We start from the raw sequence: 17,838 nt of genomic DNA, 5'->3' as shown, positions 1-17,838 counted from the left end.
TGTCGAAGGAAACCCACCCCACCGTGTCGAGTGTTCCTCTCGGTTGCTATCGACGAGGACTGACCGGGAGACACTCCACTACGTCAAGTGCTAACCGATAGACCTCGATAATCTATATTTTCATACGATACACTTGACGCGGTGGTTTTATGCGTATGGGCCGAGTCGAACGCGATAGAGGATGGCGACGTTCACACGGGACACGGAGATATTCCGCAACGAGGACATGCTCCGCGAGGATTACCAGCCGGATTCGATTACCGCTCGCGAGGACGAAATTTCGACGTACACAGCAGCTCTTCAACCGATCGTTAACGGCGCACAACCCCGGAATATCTTCTTGTACGGAAAGACGGGTGTCGGGAAGACCGCGGTGTCCCGCTATCTGCTGAAACAGCTACAGCGAGATACAAAACAGTACGACGACGTCGAGCTCTCGGTGTGCTGGCTCAACTGTACGAACCTCTCGTCGTCCTACCAAGTCGCGGTCAACCTTGTGAACCAACTGCGACCAGTAGACGATCAGATCAGCACGACCGGATATCCCCAACAGCGCGTGTTCGACATCCTGTATGAGGAACTCGACCAGATCGGCGGGACAGTCCTCCTCGTCCTCGACGAGATCGACCACATCGGCAGCGACGACGAGATCCTATACGAGATCCCGCGAGCCCGCGCAAATGGCTACCTCTCCAAGGCGAAACCGGGGGTGATCGGCATCAGCAACGATTTTGGCTTCCGGGACGACCTCTCTCCGAAGGTGAAGGACACCCTCTGTGAGGAGGAGATTCACTTCTCACCGTACAACGCTCCGGAACTGCGCGCCATCCTCGAAGAGCGAGTGGCCGGTGCGATGTACGACGACGCGGTGGACGACGCCGTGATCGCGCTGTGTGCCGCCATCGCGGCGCAGGACACAGGGAGCGCTCGGCAGGCGTTAGATATCTTGTATAAATCCGGTGAGATCGCGCGGACGAACAGCGAGGAGCGACTAACAGAGGACCACGTTCATCAGGCTCGCGAGAAACTCGAACAGAGCCAGGTCGAACACGGGATGCGCGAGCTGACGAAACACGGGCATCTCGCGCTCGTGGCCATGTTACAGCTCGCGTTCGAGCAGGAGACCCCGGCGCGGATCCGCGACGTGTACCCGCTGTATCGACGTATTGCGGAGGGCTCCAACGTCGACCCGCTCGTTCGTCGCCGCATGCACGACCACCTCGCGGATCTGGCGATGCTCGGCATCCTCGATCGCCAGATGAAAAACGAGGGGCGGGCAGGTGGGCACTACTACCAGTACGAGTTCGACGTCGCCCTCGATATTGTCGGTGACGTGGTTCGGGATTTCGATTCCATTGTGCTCCCCACGGGCGTGGCGACGCGGATCGAGTGAGTTCGATCGGTTTTGTTCGGGTGGCCCTAGCCAGCATCGTCCGAACACTTGACATGGTGGGGTGGGGGTGGCGATGAACGTGGAAGTGGTGCGGTAAATACTTCAGCTCGTGAAATGCTACCGACCCTGTACAGAGTGAGATACACAACAGATGAATTCCACCGACTTATACGGCTGTGTTGAATCGCTATACGGCAGCGGGGTAGACCACTAAATCAAAGGAGTTGAAGCGGGAAGATTCGGTTGCCTATGACACAAATCTCCCGCTTCGTTGGGGAAGTTGTGCCGATTGCTCAAAGAGTTACTGGCGATTGAGGCGAGTCTGCTGCCCCAGACGGTGGCGGCAGATTCGTCGACTACGCACTCGTTTCCCTCCACTGTCTCCGAATTTACCTCGATACGTCGTACCGCGTGACAATCGGCCTGCTCAAAGAGATGCCACAAATAACCGGGGATATCGGCCTCAACGCAGCCGATCTCTCCGCGTCTCCACGTTGTGTAAGGCGTTCGACCGGATCAGCGTGAGTGTCTGTCGAGTGCTGCTGCGCCAGTCGGCGCAGTTACACGACCTTTCTGAACACGCCGCGATTGACGCCACATTCTACGACCGCTCACCAGCCGGGCTGCCACTACTACCAGCGGATCAGCTACCGCGTTCAGAAGCTAAAAGTCACAAAAATCGTCGATACAGCGTCTCAAGCTATCCTTGACGTACACTGCTCAACTAACCGGGAAGGAACGACGTAGACCTCGGTGAGCAGATTGCCCGCCGAAACGCGGGCGACCTGCGGTCTCTTGCGGCCGATAAGGGCTACGACAAGCAATCACTTCGTGAAGGTCTTCGCGATCTCGGGATCAGGCTGCTGATCAAGCACCGCATCTTCGCACCGTACGACCACGCATACAACCCCAGAATCGACGATAATTGCTACAATCGGCGCTCTATGACCGGAACTGTGAACTCGGCTGTGAAGGGCTCGTTCGGCTTCGCCGTGCGAGCGCGGTCATGGTTTCCTGAGTTCCGCGAGATCGCGCTGATATGTGTCGTCTATAACATCATGCGCTTCGTCAAACAGTGAATCTCGACGCCTTACAGCGATTCAACACAGTCGTCTTGAGGGGATTCTGGGGTTGTAGCCATTTAGCTGGGGAGCGGGAGGGCTTGGCCGCTTGGGGTAGTGGTTCGGGATGTGAGGTGTGGGGTTCGTCGTGGTTGGTTTACGGTGAGTATGTGTTGGGTGGTCAGCGTGGTTGGTGTAATTTGTGTGTTCGTGTCGAATAAAGAATGTGAATTAATTGTTGCTCTCAAAAATATCGGGGGTGAGAAGCAGGGTGGAAGAGTATCTATGTGGCGTGTAGAAGATGTGTTATAATCCTGTCCGGGTCGATACTCGATTTTATTATTTTCGGTTGCTGATAAAATTTAATGGCATAGGATTGTCAATTCTCAACTCATTGAATAGCCAAATCAACGCTATCATTACGGCCGTCAATCCTGTTATAGACGTATGCCAGATAGAGATGATGTATATACTAAGCTCTTCGAAGGTGGCGTAATATTCACTATTGCAACCATCTTCGGCCAGGGGTTCGGATTCCTTGAGAATATTCTATTAACTAGGGCTTTCTCAGTGGAAAATTACGGCCGAATTTCTCTCGGACTTACTTTGGTTGCACTCGCTGGGCCAGTTTTACATCTAGGGTTAGGACTTGGAGCAAAGAGATATATTGGAGAGTATATAACTGAAGATAAGCCAGATAAAGCGTATGGAACCGCCATTCTTGCTATTTTTGTAGCTCTATTCGTAGGTACTGTGATGGGATCTGTTCTTTATTTCTTTTCTAACATAATATCGACACGTATTTTTAATGATCCGGAATTTATACCCTTATTAAAGATTTTTGCTGGGCTTGTCTCTCTGGTGTCTACTCTCAGTGTTCTCTCTAAAACTTTCCAAGGATGGGAAAAATTTGGATTGGCCGTGTGTACGGGGAAATTTGGTCAGGCAATACTAAGATTGAGTGCAGTGGTAGTTGCGGTCGTAGTTGGTCTCTCACCGAATACAATGATAGCAGGAATAGTGGTTGGGTTTGCGCTGCTAGTCATTGGAGGCGTTATCATTCTCCTGCGCGGCCTACGAGCCAGAGCAGAGGGCGTTGAGATTCCTGTTAAAAAATTACTAGTTTTTTCATTACCGCTTCTGCTCTCGGGATTCTCCGCTCGTATCCTGTCCAGTGCTGACTATTTGTTACTTGGTGTATTTAGATCCACAAGTAGCATCGCTCTGTACAGACCAGCATTCTTGCTTGGTTTCTCTGTTTCAATCCTGTTTCAAGCGCTAAACAGGTCATATTATCCTCTCGCAGTCAGGATCCGCACGACCGATAGTCAATTAAGAGAGGACCAGATGCTGGCGACATTCCTCTTCTGGTCACTTGTATTGACAATGCCCATTGTTGTTTGGACAGTCACGTTTAGCGAGGAACTTTTGAGTAGTCTGTTTCAGCCAAGGTATGCACAAAGCAGTAACGCCCTCGCGGTTATCGCGATCTCAATGCTTGGCAGTGTTATTGTTGGGCCAGTCGGGACAATTCTGGAAGTTTATGAGCGAGCAAGAATAGTTTTATATACCTATATTGTTGCATCGGTTCTCAACATTATTGTTAATATATTACTCATTCCAAAATACGGAATATTTGGTGCGGCTGTTGGGACCGGAATTTCTCTGGTTTTGCTTAACGTGATGCAGTTCTTTTTTGCACGTCAAAATCTGTCATTTAATTATGATTATTCACGTATTATTATATCCTCCGCTATTACATTACTCCTAATCTTTCCAGTAGCTGTTTTGCCGTTTCCAGACTGGACAGCCGTTGCGTTTTCACTACCATATTTTCTTATAACTATTGGTACAATAGTATTCATCATCCCGATTCGGGAAACAGACAGGAAACTATTCGAGCCGATTTTCGGGCGCTTGGATACCATTAGACAGTTCCTCTAGGATATTGAGTCTTGATCTAATTATATTACATAATATAATCGTCGCATTATCCACTCTATACTTAAATAGTTTTAATTATTTATATCATATATATTAGGAAGCCAAAAAGTAATTTGTATATTAGTCAGTTTAGAAAATAGCCACAGTAGTTTGTATAAAAACCACAGATTGAGCCGATCCAATGTTCTGAGGAAGTACATTTGAGACATCGAGGAGAACTTGGGCAGTGTCTCGTAATTACATTTGTCTTTAGTTAAGTTCGATAGTTACACTTAGTTTAAAGTATATTCAAAATCACTATATATAGTAGTAATCACGGCTAAGATTCTTTTCAAATATTACCGGCACAGACCTGTCGAATCTGATAGAATATACAGCAACTAAGCGTTACTGAGAGTATTAATTAAAGATAAACCGGCTACTCGGTGAACTAAAAATTCACAATAATGATCCTGTTCAAATCCTATTGCTTCGATGCTTTTCTACCGAAACAACTACAGGTGGGTGTGTTAGTAACTGAATCTCAGAAAACACCCACAAGTAAAGGCGAACACGCAGAATATTGGGCTGAGGAGACGAACGTTTATCGACAATTTCTCGCTTGCGCTACTCGAATTCCCTGAATGTTTAGATGTAAACTATCGAGAGACGACGGGCATCACTATTGAGGATAAAAAGACAAATACAGTAACTACCAGTATTCATGTTACCCAACTGTCTAGCGACACGCAGTTGATGGGGTTGGGTTAAGTTTGACGTGAATTGTGGTAGACGGCGAAGGCTTCGAGCCAGCTTTGAGCGGTCTCTAACGCGGCGTTGCTGAAACTATTCGCAAGCAATAATATTCGTCGTTCTATTTCTCAAAGGATACGCTGGATAGCATTTCGAGTTCCATGCCGAATAATGTGAAATCGATAGCCGCCTTCAGCGAGAACTAGTCCAAGATAGTCTGCGTCATCGATGAGGAATTCCACGTTGTTCAGCTGATAGCACTGGTGTAGTTCGCCCAGGAACCATCGCGTCGTCTGTTTATTTGCGGTCGGATAGAGTCTTACGTGGAGGATCTCGTTCGTCTGTGATCAACCGCGTCGTACAGCCAGAATTTCTGGCCGTGAAGGCAGAGCATCTTTTGGTCAACAGCAAGTTGATCCTCTGAGACGGTCGAGATCGACTGTAGTTCGGCTTTATGTACCCAGTTATGAATAGCAACGTGACTCCGCCTGATCCCAAACGGTTCAAGCTATTTACTCACCTCCCATAATAATACACCGGCCAAGTGACAGCAGATCACTATTTCAATCGCCCAGCGCGGCGTTCGATCTCGCTCCACAAACGACAAGTCGATCTACGCGACACATTCGCTGGGGCGGTCAAATTCTGTCATAGACACTCAGAACTCATCCGCCTCATCCTCTAAGTTAACGCAACCTGCGACTTCGGGAGGGCTTTCATCTGGTTAGGCTACCGATCGAACCTATAACTCTCTGAGGATTTCAACAGAGCCTGCTTAGACAATTTTAATTATATGTTTAGATTTTAACTAAAATGTCAACTCGTTGTATGAATTAATATCAGACAGCCACACCCGAAGATATATACACAGCAGCATATACGGCAGTTATGTACAGAATGCTGCGAGACAGTTGGCATAGAGTCTTGACTGGTATAAATAAAGTCGGCTCCAATCTGGGTAACTCACCGTGGATCCGTTCACAGTTTGCTGAAAGGGTTTTGGGACCTGTTCAGCAGCGGATCTACAGTGATCAAGAAGCAATCGAAATTTTAAATGAGAGCTGGGATAACATCCTCATACTGGATGCCTGCCGAGCTGATCTGTTTGAACAAACCGTAAACATTTCTCAATTCGATCGCTACGAAGTACGTCAAAGCAAAGCCAGCGGCACCCGTGAATGGACACAAAAAAATTTTAGTGGGGATGCGGCGCAAGAAGTTGTTTACGTAAATGCGTCACCGGTTGTCTCAAGAGAGATCGGCACTGCAGTAGGTCGATTTATAGACGTATGGAAGCAAGAATTCGATGTTGAACTTGGGACAATACCTCCTAATAAGGTTGCTGAGGCAGCAATTAAGGCTTCAGAGGCATTTCCTCAAAAGCGTTTGATCGTCCACTTTATGCAGCCACATTATCCATTTATTGGACATCAGGATCTCAATTTCACCTCGTTCCAAGGTACCGATCAAATAGAAATGGATGGTTCAGACCGGGCAAGTGATGTGTGGGATGCGCTATCCTTGGGGATTGTAGATCAGAAAAAATGTTGGGAAGGTTACAAGTCTAATCTTGAATCGGTCTTAGATGTTGTAATGCCACTTACAGAGAGGCTAGATGGCACTACAGTAATAACTTCCGACCATGGAAATCTGTTGGGGGAACGCCCCTTTGGATCGCCATTCAAGCTTTATGGTCACCCAAACAGAGTCCATCACCGGAACCTCAGGCAGGTTCCGTGGGCCGAGATAGACAATATTTCAAACTCAGAAGAATTATCGGAGGATGAATTGGTAGACATGGATGAACAGTTGCGCGCGCTTGGGTACACTTAGTAATAGCTTATTCGCACAAATATAGTGGTGAATTTTGTACACGGTAGGACCTTTCGAAGTATGTTGTTGATGGTGTACTACATCTCCATTATATCATACCAGCTAATCGGCCGTCCCGTGGATATGATGGATTTAATTAGTATTCAAAATATATTGTTGTTTGTTTCGCTAGTTTGTCTACTAGCTTCGGGGCTACATTTATTATTTTCTGAAGAAGAGATAGTTCTTAATCAGCAGGTGATATTCTTAATAGTTGTATATTTATTCGCTGCTCTTAGTATAGTCTGGGCACGTTCACCAGAAAGAGTTCTATCCGTACTGAAGTTTAGAATTCTTTCGACAACAGCTTTCATGATTTTGTTTTCTACAATTAAAGATCGAACACAGGTGAAAAACTGGATCAGTTTCTTAATCTTTCTCTCGATCTTCAGCATATTTATTATATCAGCAATGACTTTTCTTTACTCGCCGACTGGGGGTATTTCAATAGGATATCTCCGTGATTTTACATTTGATTCTAATATAAATATTCACTCGATTACGCTGCTGATTACATTCCCTATTGCACTTCACTATATTTTCCATTCAAATGCTGTCTACAAACGATTCACAGGGTTAATGATACTGACTGGTGGCACAGCCGTAATTGTACTATCAGGTTCCCGCAGCCCACTGATAGTTTTAGGCATATTCATTTGTGGCCTAGCGGTTATAGATCACACAAAAATTGGTTGGAAAATATCACGGTATAGAGCTAGCGCTGTGATGCTATCTTCAATACTTCTGGCTGTCAGCTTTCTACTAGTCACGCCATCTCTGCTTGGGAGGTTAGTGGATCAATCGGCACAAGAATTGAGTTACTTAATATATGGAGATCCGTCCAAGCCAGGGCCCGTTCGGTCACGGATTTATATTGTGGTGTGGAACATAATCACGCAACCGGAGAAAGCACTTGTTGGTGTCGGATTCAATAACTTTGGAGTTATTTACTCTGAAATTACAGGGCAGAATTACTATCCACATCCACACAATCCAGTTTTTAAATTCACGACAGAATTGGGCGTTATAGGTTTTATCTGTATTATTTTAGTGATTTTAAGACCCATCTTATGGTTTTTCAGAGGGGTCAGTATTATCGATGATGAATTCCATAAAAGTGAGTTTACATCGATAGGCTGGACATATATTTTATTACTTTCATTTGGCGTCTTTCAGCCGTTGCTCACTCGACACCAATTTTACATTACTAGTGCGATTATATTTTCGACATATATTAGTGTAACCACTAATCAAAGCTATTCAGACAGCAGTAAACAATGAATAATAGTTGTAATATACTACTAGTGACTGCCCACCGTCCATCCAAGACTGCAGGACCCGTTGAAACGGTTAGTGGTTCAGACGCAATTATTTTAGATAATTCGTCCAATTTTTTGATAAAATACGTCTTTTTTGTTAAAAAATTATTTACAAAATTCTATCAAAGTGATTATGACGTGATTGTTGTGAATGGAATGAATTTGATAGGTCTAATATCTGTATTGGTAGGCCAGATTACTAGTACACCAGTTATAGTGCGGATTGGAGGAAACATCTGGTTAAGAAGTAGAGAGCGTATGAACCAATATTGGAATGAACGCTCACCGCTGAGATTGATGAAGTACATACTCAGGTTTGTAATTTCAAGAGTGGTTCAGTCCACAGTGGCTGGCTTTATAACAGTGTCTGGAGACTTAAGACAAAAAACAATCAAGAATACCAATATTAGCGACTCGTGTGTCAAAGTGGTCCGTACTCCAGTTCAACAAGACCTATATGCTAGCGAGTATTTATCGGGCAGTCTACCATGTATAGAGGCGAACAAGACGTTCCTGCTGACAGTATCAAATTTTAAATTCCCTGCAAAGTACGAGGGTGTTGTTAAAATACTTGATGATGTTGTACCACTGCTCAAAGAACGAGAAGATCTCGTTTACGTCATTGCAGGTGGTGGAAGGTACCTACCAGCCCTTGAGCAGTATGTAGAAAAAATAAATACGGATAATATACGTTTATTAGGTTATGTTGAGAATATCAAGGAGATATACGCTTGTGGCGACATTTTTGTGTATGTTTCGTACAATGATGGATATCCAAATGTTATGCTTGAAGCTGCCGCAGCAGGGTTACCTCGTATAGCTAATACAGCGTGTGGATTGCCAGAGCAAGTTGAAGATGGTGTTGATGGAATACTGGTGGACTCTGATTGGGAAGAGGGTGCTCTACGGGAAGTTGTAGAATCACTTGTAAACGATCCTGAACGCGCGAGTAAAATGGGAGGGTCAGCGAAAAAAAGAGTACTAACAAATAATAACAAACAAAAGATAGGTAGAGACTTTCATAATACAGTGGAGGAAATACTAGAGAATTGTTAATTATCTATCTACGATCGGTCTTACCTGATGAATCATAATGCTCCAAGCTTGGCTGGGGGGTGTATCTTTTAGCATTATTGCGTGTTGTTCATCTAAACAACGGCTGACAAAAATTAATAATAGATGTATGTATAAGGGCATGGCGTTAACAATTCACCATACAAAGCTCAAATTGTTGTGCGAGTAAAGCAAAAATTAAATTATTACATAGTGGTTGGAATATACCGATATTCCAATGCCAGTAACATGGGATATAACAAAAAACGTAACAGTTTGAACAGCATCAAGAAACAATATCCAGTGTTTAGAGCTGGAGTGAGCTATGAACATTAAGAAGTTAACAAACGCGTTCAGGGATTTATCTGTAACCAATGTTTTCATATACGTTGGTGACGCAATCCGTGCAGACTTGCTCCCCGAGCACTTCGGAAAGCAGGACACAGTTATTCGGGCAATAGCTAGCTCAACCCACAGCCCAGCGTCATTCGCATCACTAGTTACAGGGTGCTATCCTCCGACACATGGTGTTCGGTCGTTCAACGACCGGCTTCCAGACGATATCACCCGGCTCTTTGATGTACCTGGAGTCGACAACCGCTTCATGAATTCTATTTTTGCCTACGCGACTGAGTACCATGGTAACGATACGGACCCAATACACTCGGTCCTAAATACCGATCCTGTGACTGAGAGATCCCCCTTCGATGGACTGGAACCGCCTTTCATTACTATGGAGCGAGGACCGGGTGGTCATGCGCCGTACGGAGACCACACGGGCACTGCGGTCGAATACTTCGAGTCCAAAGGCAGTGATCGCCAAGCAATCGAAGTAGACTACGAGCGAAGTGTCGAACTCGATATCGAATGGTTCAATGCACGTGTTGATGAGTTAGATGAGCTCGGATATCTCGAAGACACCCTAGTGGTGTACACCTCTGATCACGGGGAACTTCTCGGTGAAGGAGGAACGCTTGGGCATAATGATCCGATGCGACCAGAGCTGGTATACGTACCAACAGTGTTCCGCCACCCAGACTTACCGAATGGAGACGTAACAGAGACGAGTTTCCACCATGTGGACATCTTCCCGACTGTCCTTACAGCGCTCAATTACGATACTGATCAGTACCAATATGACGGGCTAGCACCGAAAGAAGCGCTCTCAGACAAACCGCGGCCATGTTTCTGGGAGAACCAGTTCCTCCCAGACAGGCTACCTGGACTTTCAGGTATGCTCAAGTACAACGGCGTGTGGAATAGCACGGGGGGGCGGGTATGGACCGACACGTCGCGAGTGGATCGGTATGCCGTCTTGATAGGGAAGCTATTTCGAAGCTCGAAGCGACGGTACATGCGTCGGCATCTTGGGTCATGTATCGCCGCCTACTGGTCCCGAGAGCGAACTTTTGGGACCCCGTCCTTCGACCGAGAAGAGGCGAAAAAAACGATCGAACAAGCTATTCAAAACGAGAGATCCGGACGCAGAACCGAGCTTTCGAACGAAGAGATGGAACGACTGCGAGACTTAGGCTATCTGAACTGATGGAGCTTAAGAATGATCAAAACGCGAAGCTGTCATTAAACAATCTTATGAGTTGTACTCAGATACATGCGCGTTCTCAGTAACGCTCCTGACCCCCGGTTTGGAGGGCCGTTGAAACGCTCTCTCTCCGTGGCTCGTCGACTCAGACCCAAAGGAATTGACACGGTTTTTTTAATTCCAAACGGTGACAACCGGTTCGTTGAGCAAGCACGGAATAACGATTTTGAGTGTATTCAGATCGATCAGCCACGGATTCGCTCTCCAGACCAGGTGCGAGCAAATATTCAATTTCTTGCCGGATTTTATAAATGTGTCACAACAGCAAAATCGGTGATTAATAAGCACGATATAGACATAGTTCACGTCAACGGGCCACTCAATTATGCTGTAGCATTCGCAGCCGCTCGCTCGGATGCGTCGCTAGTCTGGCATTTCAATGACACGCTCACACCGACACCGTTAAAAGAACTCTCAGCCGCCCTTGCTGAACGATGGGCTGACCGAATCGTTGTCGCAGCCGACGCAGTTAGCACCTACTTCTTTGATGAATCAGTAGACACAACGACGCTTTATGCTCCAGTGGACTTAGAGAAGTATGATCCGAGTAAAATCACGAGTCCTAACTGGTGTCTCTCTGAAGAACTGTCTATCTCGGCAGAGATACCGATCATCGGTACCGTCGGAAATATCAATCCCGCTAAGGGCCATGAATACCTCATAGAGGCCTTCGCTGATATCGGCGAATCTGCCCACCTCGTCATTGTTGGGAAACAACTGGAGTCTCAGCAACAGTACTACGACCGACTTGTTGAACGACTCGCGGAACTTGGCATTGAAACGCGCGTAACCTTTCTCGGTTGGCGAGATGATATTCCACGGTTATTGGGATCGTTCGACGTCTTCGTCCTCGCCTCCATTACGGAAGCCTGTCCGATGGTCGTTCTCGAAGCGATGGCGATACAATGCCCAGTCGTTGCGACAGACGTGGGGGGTGTCAGTGAGCAGATTCCAGGTCCTGATTATGGCTGGGTTGTTCCCCCAAAAGATCCGCACTCATTATCTACAGCAATCGAAGGGGCGCTTACTGCCGAAGATAGCCAGATCCGTACGACCAATGCAAGGCAGCGTGTTGAGGAACGTTTTTCACTTGAGGCATGTGCCTCAGCTCACGCAGCCGTGTATCAATCCGTCAACTCACGGCGACAATCATAATAGATATATTGAGTATGCGAGATTAACATACACCGAGTTCCTCGCTCCGGTATCGTAGCCAGTAACTGTACTCTTCAGAGGAAACTCAATACGAGTTATTAGGGAATTATTGATGTGTATACTACGAGAGTCTAGGAGGTTACCTCATCTGTGCCTATCGTCACGATGGGCTGACGGCGTTGAGAGACTCTGTTTCTCTGTGGAATGCTACACGGTCCTTACAATCGATTTGGCCTATCTCAAACGCCGACTCAGAGATAGCACTATAGTTGATTTGATCGATTGCGTGATTTGAGACAAACCAAGCAATGCGGAGGAGAGATTACAGAAGTATTACTTTACTGGGTACAAAGACTCAATGCCATCGAAAAACTGAGAAAACGGGTGCGAACAGTATTCGAAGGGAACCCACAGAACCTGACGGGGTCCCCAGGTTATGCCTCGGCAGTCACCTCATTAATCTTAAGTCCTATGTACACATGTCTGCCCGAAGGAGACCCAATGGTGAACTAAACAAGGTGCGAAATCGGATCGATGAAAATAGCATTCACCGTGGAGATCCCCATCATAAGCACTCGGTTGATCGAGTGTTTAGCCAAATGGAAGGTCATAATGACCTGCTCGCTTTTCACTTAGCCGCACAGGCGCATATAGGCAAACCCCTGGGAGAAGTCATACAAAATCATCGACACTAACGCAACCGGTACACAAAATTTGTTCAGATGCCACGGATAGTAATCTTAGTATCACGAGATCCAATATATTTTGAATTAAAATAATATGAAAATAAGTATCATAACACCCGTCTTCAATGAGCCTCGAGTCAGACACACGCTGGAATCAATTCACTCACAAAAAGATGTCCCAGAACTCGAATCGATAGTTGTTGACGGGGGTTCAACAGATGAGACGACATCTATACTCGACGAGTGTGCCGACCAGATTGATACGCTGATCAGCGAACCGGACGACGGTACCTATGATGCGATGAACAAAGGGATCAATCACGCGACGGGAGACATTGTTGGGATTCTGAACGCAGACGATATATATAACGGACCGAATGTGTTACGAAGCGTTCTGGAGAGATTCAATCAGACTGACACCGACCTTTGTTATGGCGACCTCGTCTACGTGGACGACAACGACGATGTCGTCAGATATTGGAAAAGCGGTGAATACACCCCGAGGCGATTTTATTTCGGTTGGATGCCACCCCACCCGACAGTGTTCGTACGGCGCGACGTGTATGATACGTACGGTACTTTCGACCTTGATTTTCCGATTGCGGCGGACTACGAGTTTTTATTGCGCGTCCTTCTAAAGAATGAAATCTCGACGGCATACGTGGACGACACCCTCGTCCGCATGGCGACCGGTGGCCAGAGCAACGCCTCTGTTCGTAATATCATCACAGCTAATCTTGAGGTATATCGTGCGTGGCAAAAGCACGATCTTCGAGGCGGTGTCCACGTCCCGGTAGTGAAGCCATTAAGAAAGATCCCGCAGTTCCTACACTCGTGATCGATCTTCTCCAGAGATCTCCATCACGCTGGCTAGTCTACTAAAGTCTGATCAGGTGTGCGCTGGCGACCGGTTAACTGCTCACATCTTCCACATTAGTGGGAGATCACTCGTTCCTGAATGGAAAGAGAAATACCGGACGGATATGAATATCATGTTACTCAAATGCAGCTCTCGTCCGAACTCGAGGAGCGACCCGTCTTCGTCACCGGGGCCGACGGATTCGTTGGTTCACACCTCATCGACACACTCGTCACGCACGACGCCGACGTTCACGCGTTCGTCCGTGCCACGTCCAGCGGCGAACTGAACAACATCCGGCATCACCGCGAGGACATCACGGTCCATCGCGGCGATCTTCGCGACAAACATTCGGTTGAACGCGCGCTCTCGACGTTCACCGATCGTAACGAGACACTCATATTCCACCTCGCGGCGCAAGCACACGTCGGCGAATCGTGGGACCGGCCATATGAGACGGTTGACACCAACATTACCGGCACGCTCAATCTGCTCCAATCGGTCGTGGATCTTGATCTCGACATCGCGAAGTTCGACACTGCCGGAACCAGCGAGGAGTACGGCAACGTCAAAGAAGAGATGGCTGATAATCACGAGTACGAGGATGATGGCCGCGTTCTGCTCTCTGAGCGTTCACCGGTCAATCCGACAAGCATCTATGCGACCTCAAAGCTCGCTGCGGATTTCCTGACGATGAATTACCACGACGCGTACGGGCTCCCGACGGTCACGACGCGGATGTTCAACAACTACGGACCGAGACAGAATCCCCGCTACATCACGGGCACGATCATTACGCAGGCACTAGAACGCGATATCGTTGAACTCGGTAACCTCCAGCCAAAACGAGACCTGTGCTACGTCAGCGACGGCGTCCGTGGCCACCTTCACGTGGCCTTGGGCGGTAATTCTGGCGAGCAGTACGTCTACGGTCACGGCGAGAACATCTCCATGCGCGAGTGGACTGAAACCATTCTTGAGGTGGGTAACGAACACGGCTACTGGGACCACCCGGAGATCGTTCAGGACGAAGATCGATACCGGCCTGGTGACAGCGACGTCGAAGAACTCCTCGTCGGGTACGAGAAGCTCAACGAAGAAACCGGCTGGGAGCCACAAGTGTCTTGGAGAGAAGGGATTCGACGCACTATCGATTGGTACGCCAATAACAAGCCGGCGTGGTACGGCCGCGTCGACTGGCGATGAGTCGCAACTTCTGGACCGGCCGTACCGTGATGGTCACCGGCGGCGCGGGCTTCCTTGGAAGTCACCTCGTTGACGAGTTGGAATCGAGATCCGATGACGTGGAGATATTTGTCCCCCGAAGCGACGAGTACGACCTCCGGGAGAAATCCGACATCAAGAAGGCCTTCGACGATTCGGGTACGGACACGGTTATTCACCTAGCAGCGACGGTCGGTGGGATCGGAGCAAACAGAGAGAATCCCGGCCGCTACTTCTATGATAACGCCGTGATGGGAATCGAGCTGATCGAGCAGGCGCGGCAGTACGATGTAGACAAGTGTACGATCCTCGGGACGATCTGTGCGTATCCGAACCACACACCGATTCCGTTCAAAGAGGAGAACCTCTTCGATGGCTATCCGGAGGAGACGAACGCTCCGTATGGCATCGCAAAGAAATCCCTACTGACACAATCGAAGGCCTATCGGAAACAGTGGGACTTCAACAGTATCTATCTGTTACCGGTGAATCTCTACGGTCCCCGAGACGACTTCGATCTCGAGAGTTCTCACGTCATTCCCGCGATCATCCGGAAGTGTATCGAGGCGCGTGATCGCGGAGATCCCTCTATAACGGCTTGGGGGACTGGCGAGCCGACGCGAGAGTTCCTCTACGTGAAGGACGCCGCTGAGGGAATTCTCGATGCGACGGAACAATACGATTCGTCGGAGCCAGTGAATCTCGGCAGCGGTGAAGAGATATCGATCCGCGAGTTGGTAGAGACGATCGCCGAAGAGACGGAATTCGAAGGAGATATCGAGTGGGACACATCGAAGCCGGATGGACAACCGCGGCGAAAGCTCGATACTTCGAGAGCGAGAGATAGATTCGATTGGGAGGCATCGACCGAATTTCGAGAAGGACTCCAGGAGACCATCGAGTGGTACGAGGAGAATCGACAGGAGATACATGAGTGACTGGATTCCGAACGAAGAGTGGGAAACCATCGTCGACAACGTCCCGATCGTTTCAGTCGATCTCGTCGTTGAATGTCCGGAAGGCATCGTCCTCGGGAAACGATCGAACAAACCTGCGAAAGGCAAATGGTTCGTCCCCGGTGGACGGGTACGAAAAGGGGAGTCACTTGAAGATGCCGTACACCGAGTCAGTATGGAGGAACTCGGTGTCAATGTCGAGATTTGTGAGAAGTTGGGTGCCTTCGATCACTTCTACGAGACATCGGAAGTCGGTGGTGAGAAGCACTACGTCGCTCATGGATTCCGTGTCTGGACGGAGAATTCAGTCTTTGAACCAGATTCACAGCACGGCCATCTCGCTACGTTCCAAGAGTTGCCACAAGATACACACGAGTATGTCGTGGATTACCTCGAAGAAGCCGATTTACGGAGCTTCGATAGATCTAGAGTATAATTATCTAGCCCGAGATGATTCATACGGATTCTGTCACTACCATTCAACTATCAGTAATAGTGTCCCCAGTGGAACCATCGTGGTTGTCCCCATCTGTCTCTTCATCAATATACACCCAATCTTCAGTGTCTAAACGCCCGCCGAGATATGCCTCACCGTCTTCGGTGATCATGTAGACGCCATTTCCGAGGTCGTTAATAAGTCCCTTTTCAGCCAGCATCTTACACCGACGATGAACTTGTTGGCGAGAATATCTGATGGGTCCTTCACGTTTCATCTTTGTAGGAGAACCAGATTCGTGTTCAGAGAGATACTCCAGAATACGGTCATCCACTGCGGTCATCCAGTTGCCCGCATATCTCATATATCTCATTTGTACACCTCAGTCTATATTACGGTCGTTTGTCTTTCTGATACACCTCCGTTACACTAAAGTAACTGCGGTGTTTTAGAAGAACCACAGAGCCCGGTGACGAACCCTCGGCTCGCGAGAAAGTGTAGAAACCCCGGCTGCGGTGCTCCAACACCCAGCCGGGACGGGTTCTGTGTCCACCCACAGAACCATGCGAATGCTGGCTACTGCGGGGCTTAAGCCCTGCGAGACGACTGACGGATCGAACGGTAACAGTGGTTGCCGTAGTTTGTGTCCCAACCCAGCCGACGGCTACGACGCTACCCTCGACGGCCCACTCTGTAGCACGTGCGCTACGATACGCAGCGTCGCCGAGGATACCGTGGAGGGGCACAATGTCTAGCCCCAGCGAGAACGACAACATCTCGCTTGCCGATCTCTCAGCCACCCACCGCGACCTCCTCTGGGTACTCTCCCAGGCTGGTCCCAGCGAGAGCGGCCCACTCCACCACGCGCTCACCGACTACTACACCGACGGTATCGACTACACCCGAGTCTGTGACACCCTTGAGGAACTCATCGAACACGACCTCGTTACCACACAAACCCATGACACGACCGAGTACCGACTGACCGAGTCGGGCCGCCGCGCACTCTCCGCGCGCCAGGCGTGGGAAGCTGGCACCCACTCCACGAAGGGAGGCCACGAATGACGCGCTCCGACAATCCACAACCCGAAGACCTCCACCAGCTCATACGCATCTCCCTCGACACCAACCACCCGATCTGCCAAGTCTGCGGCCAACCACTCCACGAAGGCGACGACATCACCGCCTACGCCTACCGCGCGGCCGGCGAGCCCGCGTACGCGATCGGCTACATCATGTGCGGATCAGATAGCCACGAACACCCGACCGTCTTCACCCGTGGTGTTCGCGAGTACGTCCTCACGGGCCATATCGGGACGTGTTCGAACACCCAAACGCAATCGACAACGTTCGTCCTCCTCGATCCGACCCCAGTCGTCACGAGCCCCACGACGACCGCCGACCCACACGTCCACCTAAACGCCCCGACACCACGAGACCCAACCCACCCGCCACAGGAAGAACCAACCCCGCTTCTCACGGCGGTTCGAGACCACGCCCGTTCTGATGGTGGCTCCCCACGCGAGGGGTCGGAATGATGCTGGC

The 17,838-nt window shown here is 48.8% G+C and carries 14 protein-coding genes and 2 pseudogenes; 14 read left to right on the top strand and 2 right to left on the bottom strand.

The window, feature by feature from the left end; genetic code table 11:
• Window positions 1–181: 181 nt before the first annotated feature.
• The 3 genes and pseudogenes from EXE48_RS04320 to EXE48_RS04310 all read left to right on the top strand — a co-directional run bounded on the left by EXE48_RS04320 (window position 182) and on the right by EXE48_RS04310 (window position 4,398).
• A complete protein-coding gene (locus tag EXE48_RS04320; protein WP_137710813.1) occupies window positions 182–1,393 on the top strand; it encodes an orc1/cdc6 family replication initiation protein in 1,212 nt (403 codons plus the stop codon).
• 249 nt (window positions 1,394–1,642) lie between these two features.
• Window positions 1,643–2,472 (top strand): annotated as a pseudogene (locus tag EXE48_RS04315) (IS5 family transposase).
• Window positions 2,473–2,901: 429 nt separating this feature from the next.
• The gene (locus EXE48_RS04310) at window positions 2,902–4,398 is read left to right on the top strand and encodes an oligosaccharide flippase family protein (RefSeq protein ID WP_137710812.1); all 1,497 of its coding nucleotides are present in this window, start codon (window positions 2,902–2,904) and stop codon (window positions 4,396–4,398) included.
• A 746-nt stretch (window positions 4,399–5,144) separates the two neighbouring features.
• Here EXE48_RS04310 and EXE48_RS19385 read toward each other — a convergent pair.
• Window positions 5,145–5,743, bottom strand: a pseudogene (locus EXE48_RS19385) (transposase domain-containing protein).
• A 275-nt stretch (window positions 5,744–6,018) separates the two neighbouring features.
• Here EXE48_RS19385 and EXE48_RS04300 point away from each other — a divergent pair.
• From EXE48_RS04300 to EXE48_RS04260, 9 genes are all read left to right on the top strand, one after another.
• Entirely contained in the window at window positions 6,019–6,963 is a 945-nt protein-coding gene (locus EXE48_RS04300) for a hypothetical protein (RefSeq protein ID WP_137710811.1), read from the top strand.
• A 123-nt stretch (window positions 6,964–7,086) separates the two neighbouring features.
• The gene (locus tag EXE48_RS04295; protein ID WP_241991951.1) at window positions 7,087–8,283 is read left to right on the top strand and encodes an O-antigen ligase family protein; all 1,197 of its coding nucleotides are present in this window, start codon (window positions 7,087–7,089) and stop codon (window positions 8,281–8,283) included.
• Window positions 8,284–8,306: 23 nt separating this feature from the next.
• Window positions 8,307–9,377: a glycosyltransferase family 4 protein gene (locus EXE48_RS04290; protein WP_158295099.1), complete on the top strand. Its 1,071-nt coding sequence runs from the start codon at window positions 8,307–8,309 to the stop codon at window positions 9,375–9,377.
• A 322-nt stretch (window positions 9,378–9,699) separates the two neighbouring features.
• Complete coding sequence (locus EXE48_RS04285) at window positions 9,700–10,920, top strand: sulfatase-like hydrolase/transferase (protein ID WP_137710808.1); 1,221 nt, start codon at window positions 9,700–9,702, stop codon at window positions 10,918–10,920.
• Window positions 10,921–10,986: 66 nt separating this feature from the next.
• Entirely contained in the window at window positions 10,987–12,132 is a 1,146-nt protein-coding gene (locus EXE48_RS04280) for a glycosyltransferase family 4 protein (protein WP_137710807.1), read from the top strand.
• 780 nt (window positions 12,133–12,912) lie between these two features.
• A complete protein-coding gene (locus EXE48_RS04275; protein ID WP_137710806.1) occupies window positions 12,913–13,656 on the top strand; it encodes a glycosyltransferase family 2 protein in 744 nt (247 codons plus the stop codon).
• Between the two features lie 165 nt (window positions 13,657–13,821).
• Entirely contained in the window at window positions 13,822–14,883 is a 1,062-nt protein-coding gene (locus EXE48_RS04270; protein WP_137710805.1) for a GDP-mannose 4,6-dehydratase, read from the top strand.
• On the top strand, window positions 14,880–15,839 hold the full coding sequence (locus tag EXE48_RS04265; RefSeq protein WP_137710804.1) for a GDP-L-fucose synthase family protein: 960 nt from the start codon (window positions 14,880–14,882) through the stop codon (window positions 15,837–15,839). Before EXE48_RS04270 ends, EXE48_RS04265 begins: the two co-directional genes overlap by 4 nt.
• Window positions 15,832–16,293 (top strand): NUDIX domain-containing protein, encoded by a 462-nt coding sequence (locus EXE48_RS04260; RefSeq protein WP_137710803.1) that lies wholly within the window; start codon window positions 15,832–15,834, stop codon window positions 16,291–16,293. Before EXE48_RS04265 ends, EXE48_RS04260 begins: the two co-directional genes overlap by 8 nt.
• A gap of 43 nt (window positions 16,294–16,336) precedes the next feature.
• Here EXE48_RS04260 and EXE48_RS04255 read toward each other — a convergent pair whose 3' ends face one another.
• The gene (locus EXE48_RS04255) at window positions 16,337–16,657 is read right to left on the bottom strand and encodes a winged helix-turn-helix domain-containing protein (protein WP_137710888.1); all 321 of its coding nucleotides are present in this window, start codon (window positions 16,655–16,657) and stop codon (window positions 16,337–16,339) included.
• Window positions 16,658–17,040: 383 nt separating this feature from the next.
• On the opposite strand from EXE48_RS04255, the gene EXE48_RS04250 reads away from it, so the two are divergent.
• Together EXE48_RS04250 and EXE48_RS04245 are read left to right on the top strand one after the other, a co-directional pair.
• Window positions 17,041–17,358: a helix-turn-helix domain-containing protein gene (locus EXE48_RS04250; RefSeq protein ID WP_137710802.1), complete on the top strand. Its 318-nt coding sequence runs from the start codon at window positions 17,041–17,043 to the stop codon at window positions 17,356–17,358.
• Window positions 17,355–17,831, top strand: coding sequence for a DUF8112 family protein (locus tag EXE48_RS04245; protein WP_137710801.1), 477 nt, complete (start codon window positions 17,355–17,357; stop codon window positions 17,829–17,831). Before EXE48_RS04250 ends, EXE48_RS04245 begins: the two co-directional genes overlap by 4 nt.
• The last annotated feature ends 7 nt before the right edge of the window (window positions 17,832–17,838 follow it).

It is taken from the genome of Halorubrum sp. ASP1 (assembly GCF_005435135.1).
Classification (GTDB): Archaea; Halobacteriota; Halobacteria; order Halobacteriales; family Haloferacaceae; genus Halorubrum; species Halorubrum tropicale.
Note: the sequence above shows the minus strand (reverse complement) of the source record. Positions and strands in the feature narration are given on the sequence as shown.

What these genes read in the sequence shown, in the direction of transcription:
- EXE48_RS04285 (WP_137710808.1), top strand. Translation starts at nt 9,700, where the DNA reads ATGAACATTAAGAAGTTAACAAACGCGTTCAGGGATTTATCTGTAACC.
- EXE48_RS04320 (WP_137710813.1), top strand. Translation starts at nt 182, where the DNA reads ATGGCGACGTTCACACGGGACACGGAGATATTCCGCAACGAGGACATG.
- EXE48_RS04255 (WP_137710888.1), bottom strand. Translation starts at nt 16,657, where the DNA reads ATGAGATATGCGGGCAACTGGATGACCGCAGTGGATGACCGTATTCTG.
- EXE48_RS04280 (WP_137710807.1), top strand. Translation starts at nt 10,987, where the DNA reads ATGCGCGTTCTCAGTAACGCTCCTGACCCCCGGTTTGGAGGGCCGTTG.
- EXE48_RS04295 (WP_241991951.1), top strand. Translation starts at nt 7,087, where the DNA reads ATGATGGATTTAATTAGTATTCAAAATATATTGTTGTTTGTTTCGCTA.
- EXE48_RS04245 (WP_137710801.1), top strand. Translation starts at nt 17,355, where the DNA reads ATGACGCGCTCCGACAATCCACAACCCGAAGACCTCCACCAGCTCATA.
- EXE48_RS04260 (WP_137710803.1), top strand. Translation starts at nt 15,832, where the DNA reads ATGAGTGACTGGATTCCGAACGAAGAGTGGGAAACCATCGTCGACAAC.
- EXE48_RS04310 (WP_137710812.1), top strand. Translation starts at nt 2,902, where the DNA reads ATGCCAGATAGAGATGATGTATATACTAAGCTCTTCGAAGGTGGCGTA.
- EXE48_RS04250 (WP_137710802.1), top strand. Translation starts at nt 17,041, where the DNA reads ATGTCTAGCCCCAGCGAGAACGACAACATCTCGCTTGCCGATCTCTCA.
- EXE48_RS04270 (WP_137710805.1), top strand. Translation starts at nt 13,822, where the DNA reads ATGCAGCTCTCGTCCGAACTCGAGGAGCGACCCGTCTTCGTCACCGGG.
- EXE48_RS04265 (WP_137710804.1), top strand. Translation starts at nt 14,880, where the DNA reads ATGAGTCGCAACTTCTGGACCGGCCGTACCGTGATGGTCACCGGCGGC.
- EXE48_RS04275 (WP_137710806.1), top strand. Translation starts at nt 12,913, where the DNA reads ATGAAAATAAGTATCATAACACCCGTCTTCAATGAGCCTCGAGTCAGA.
- EXE48_RS04300 (WP_137710811.1), top strand. Translation starts at nt 6,019, where the DNA reads ATGTACAGAATGCTGCGAGACAGTTGGCATAGAGTCTTGACTGGTATA.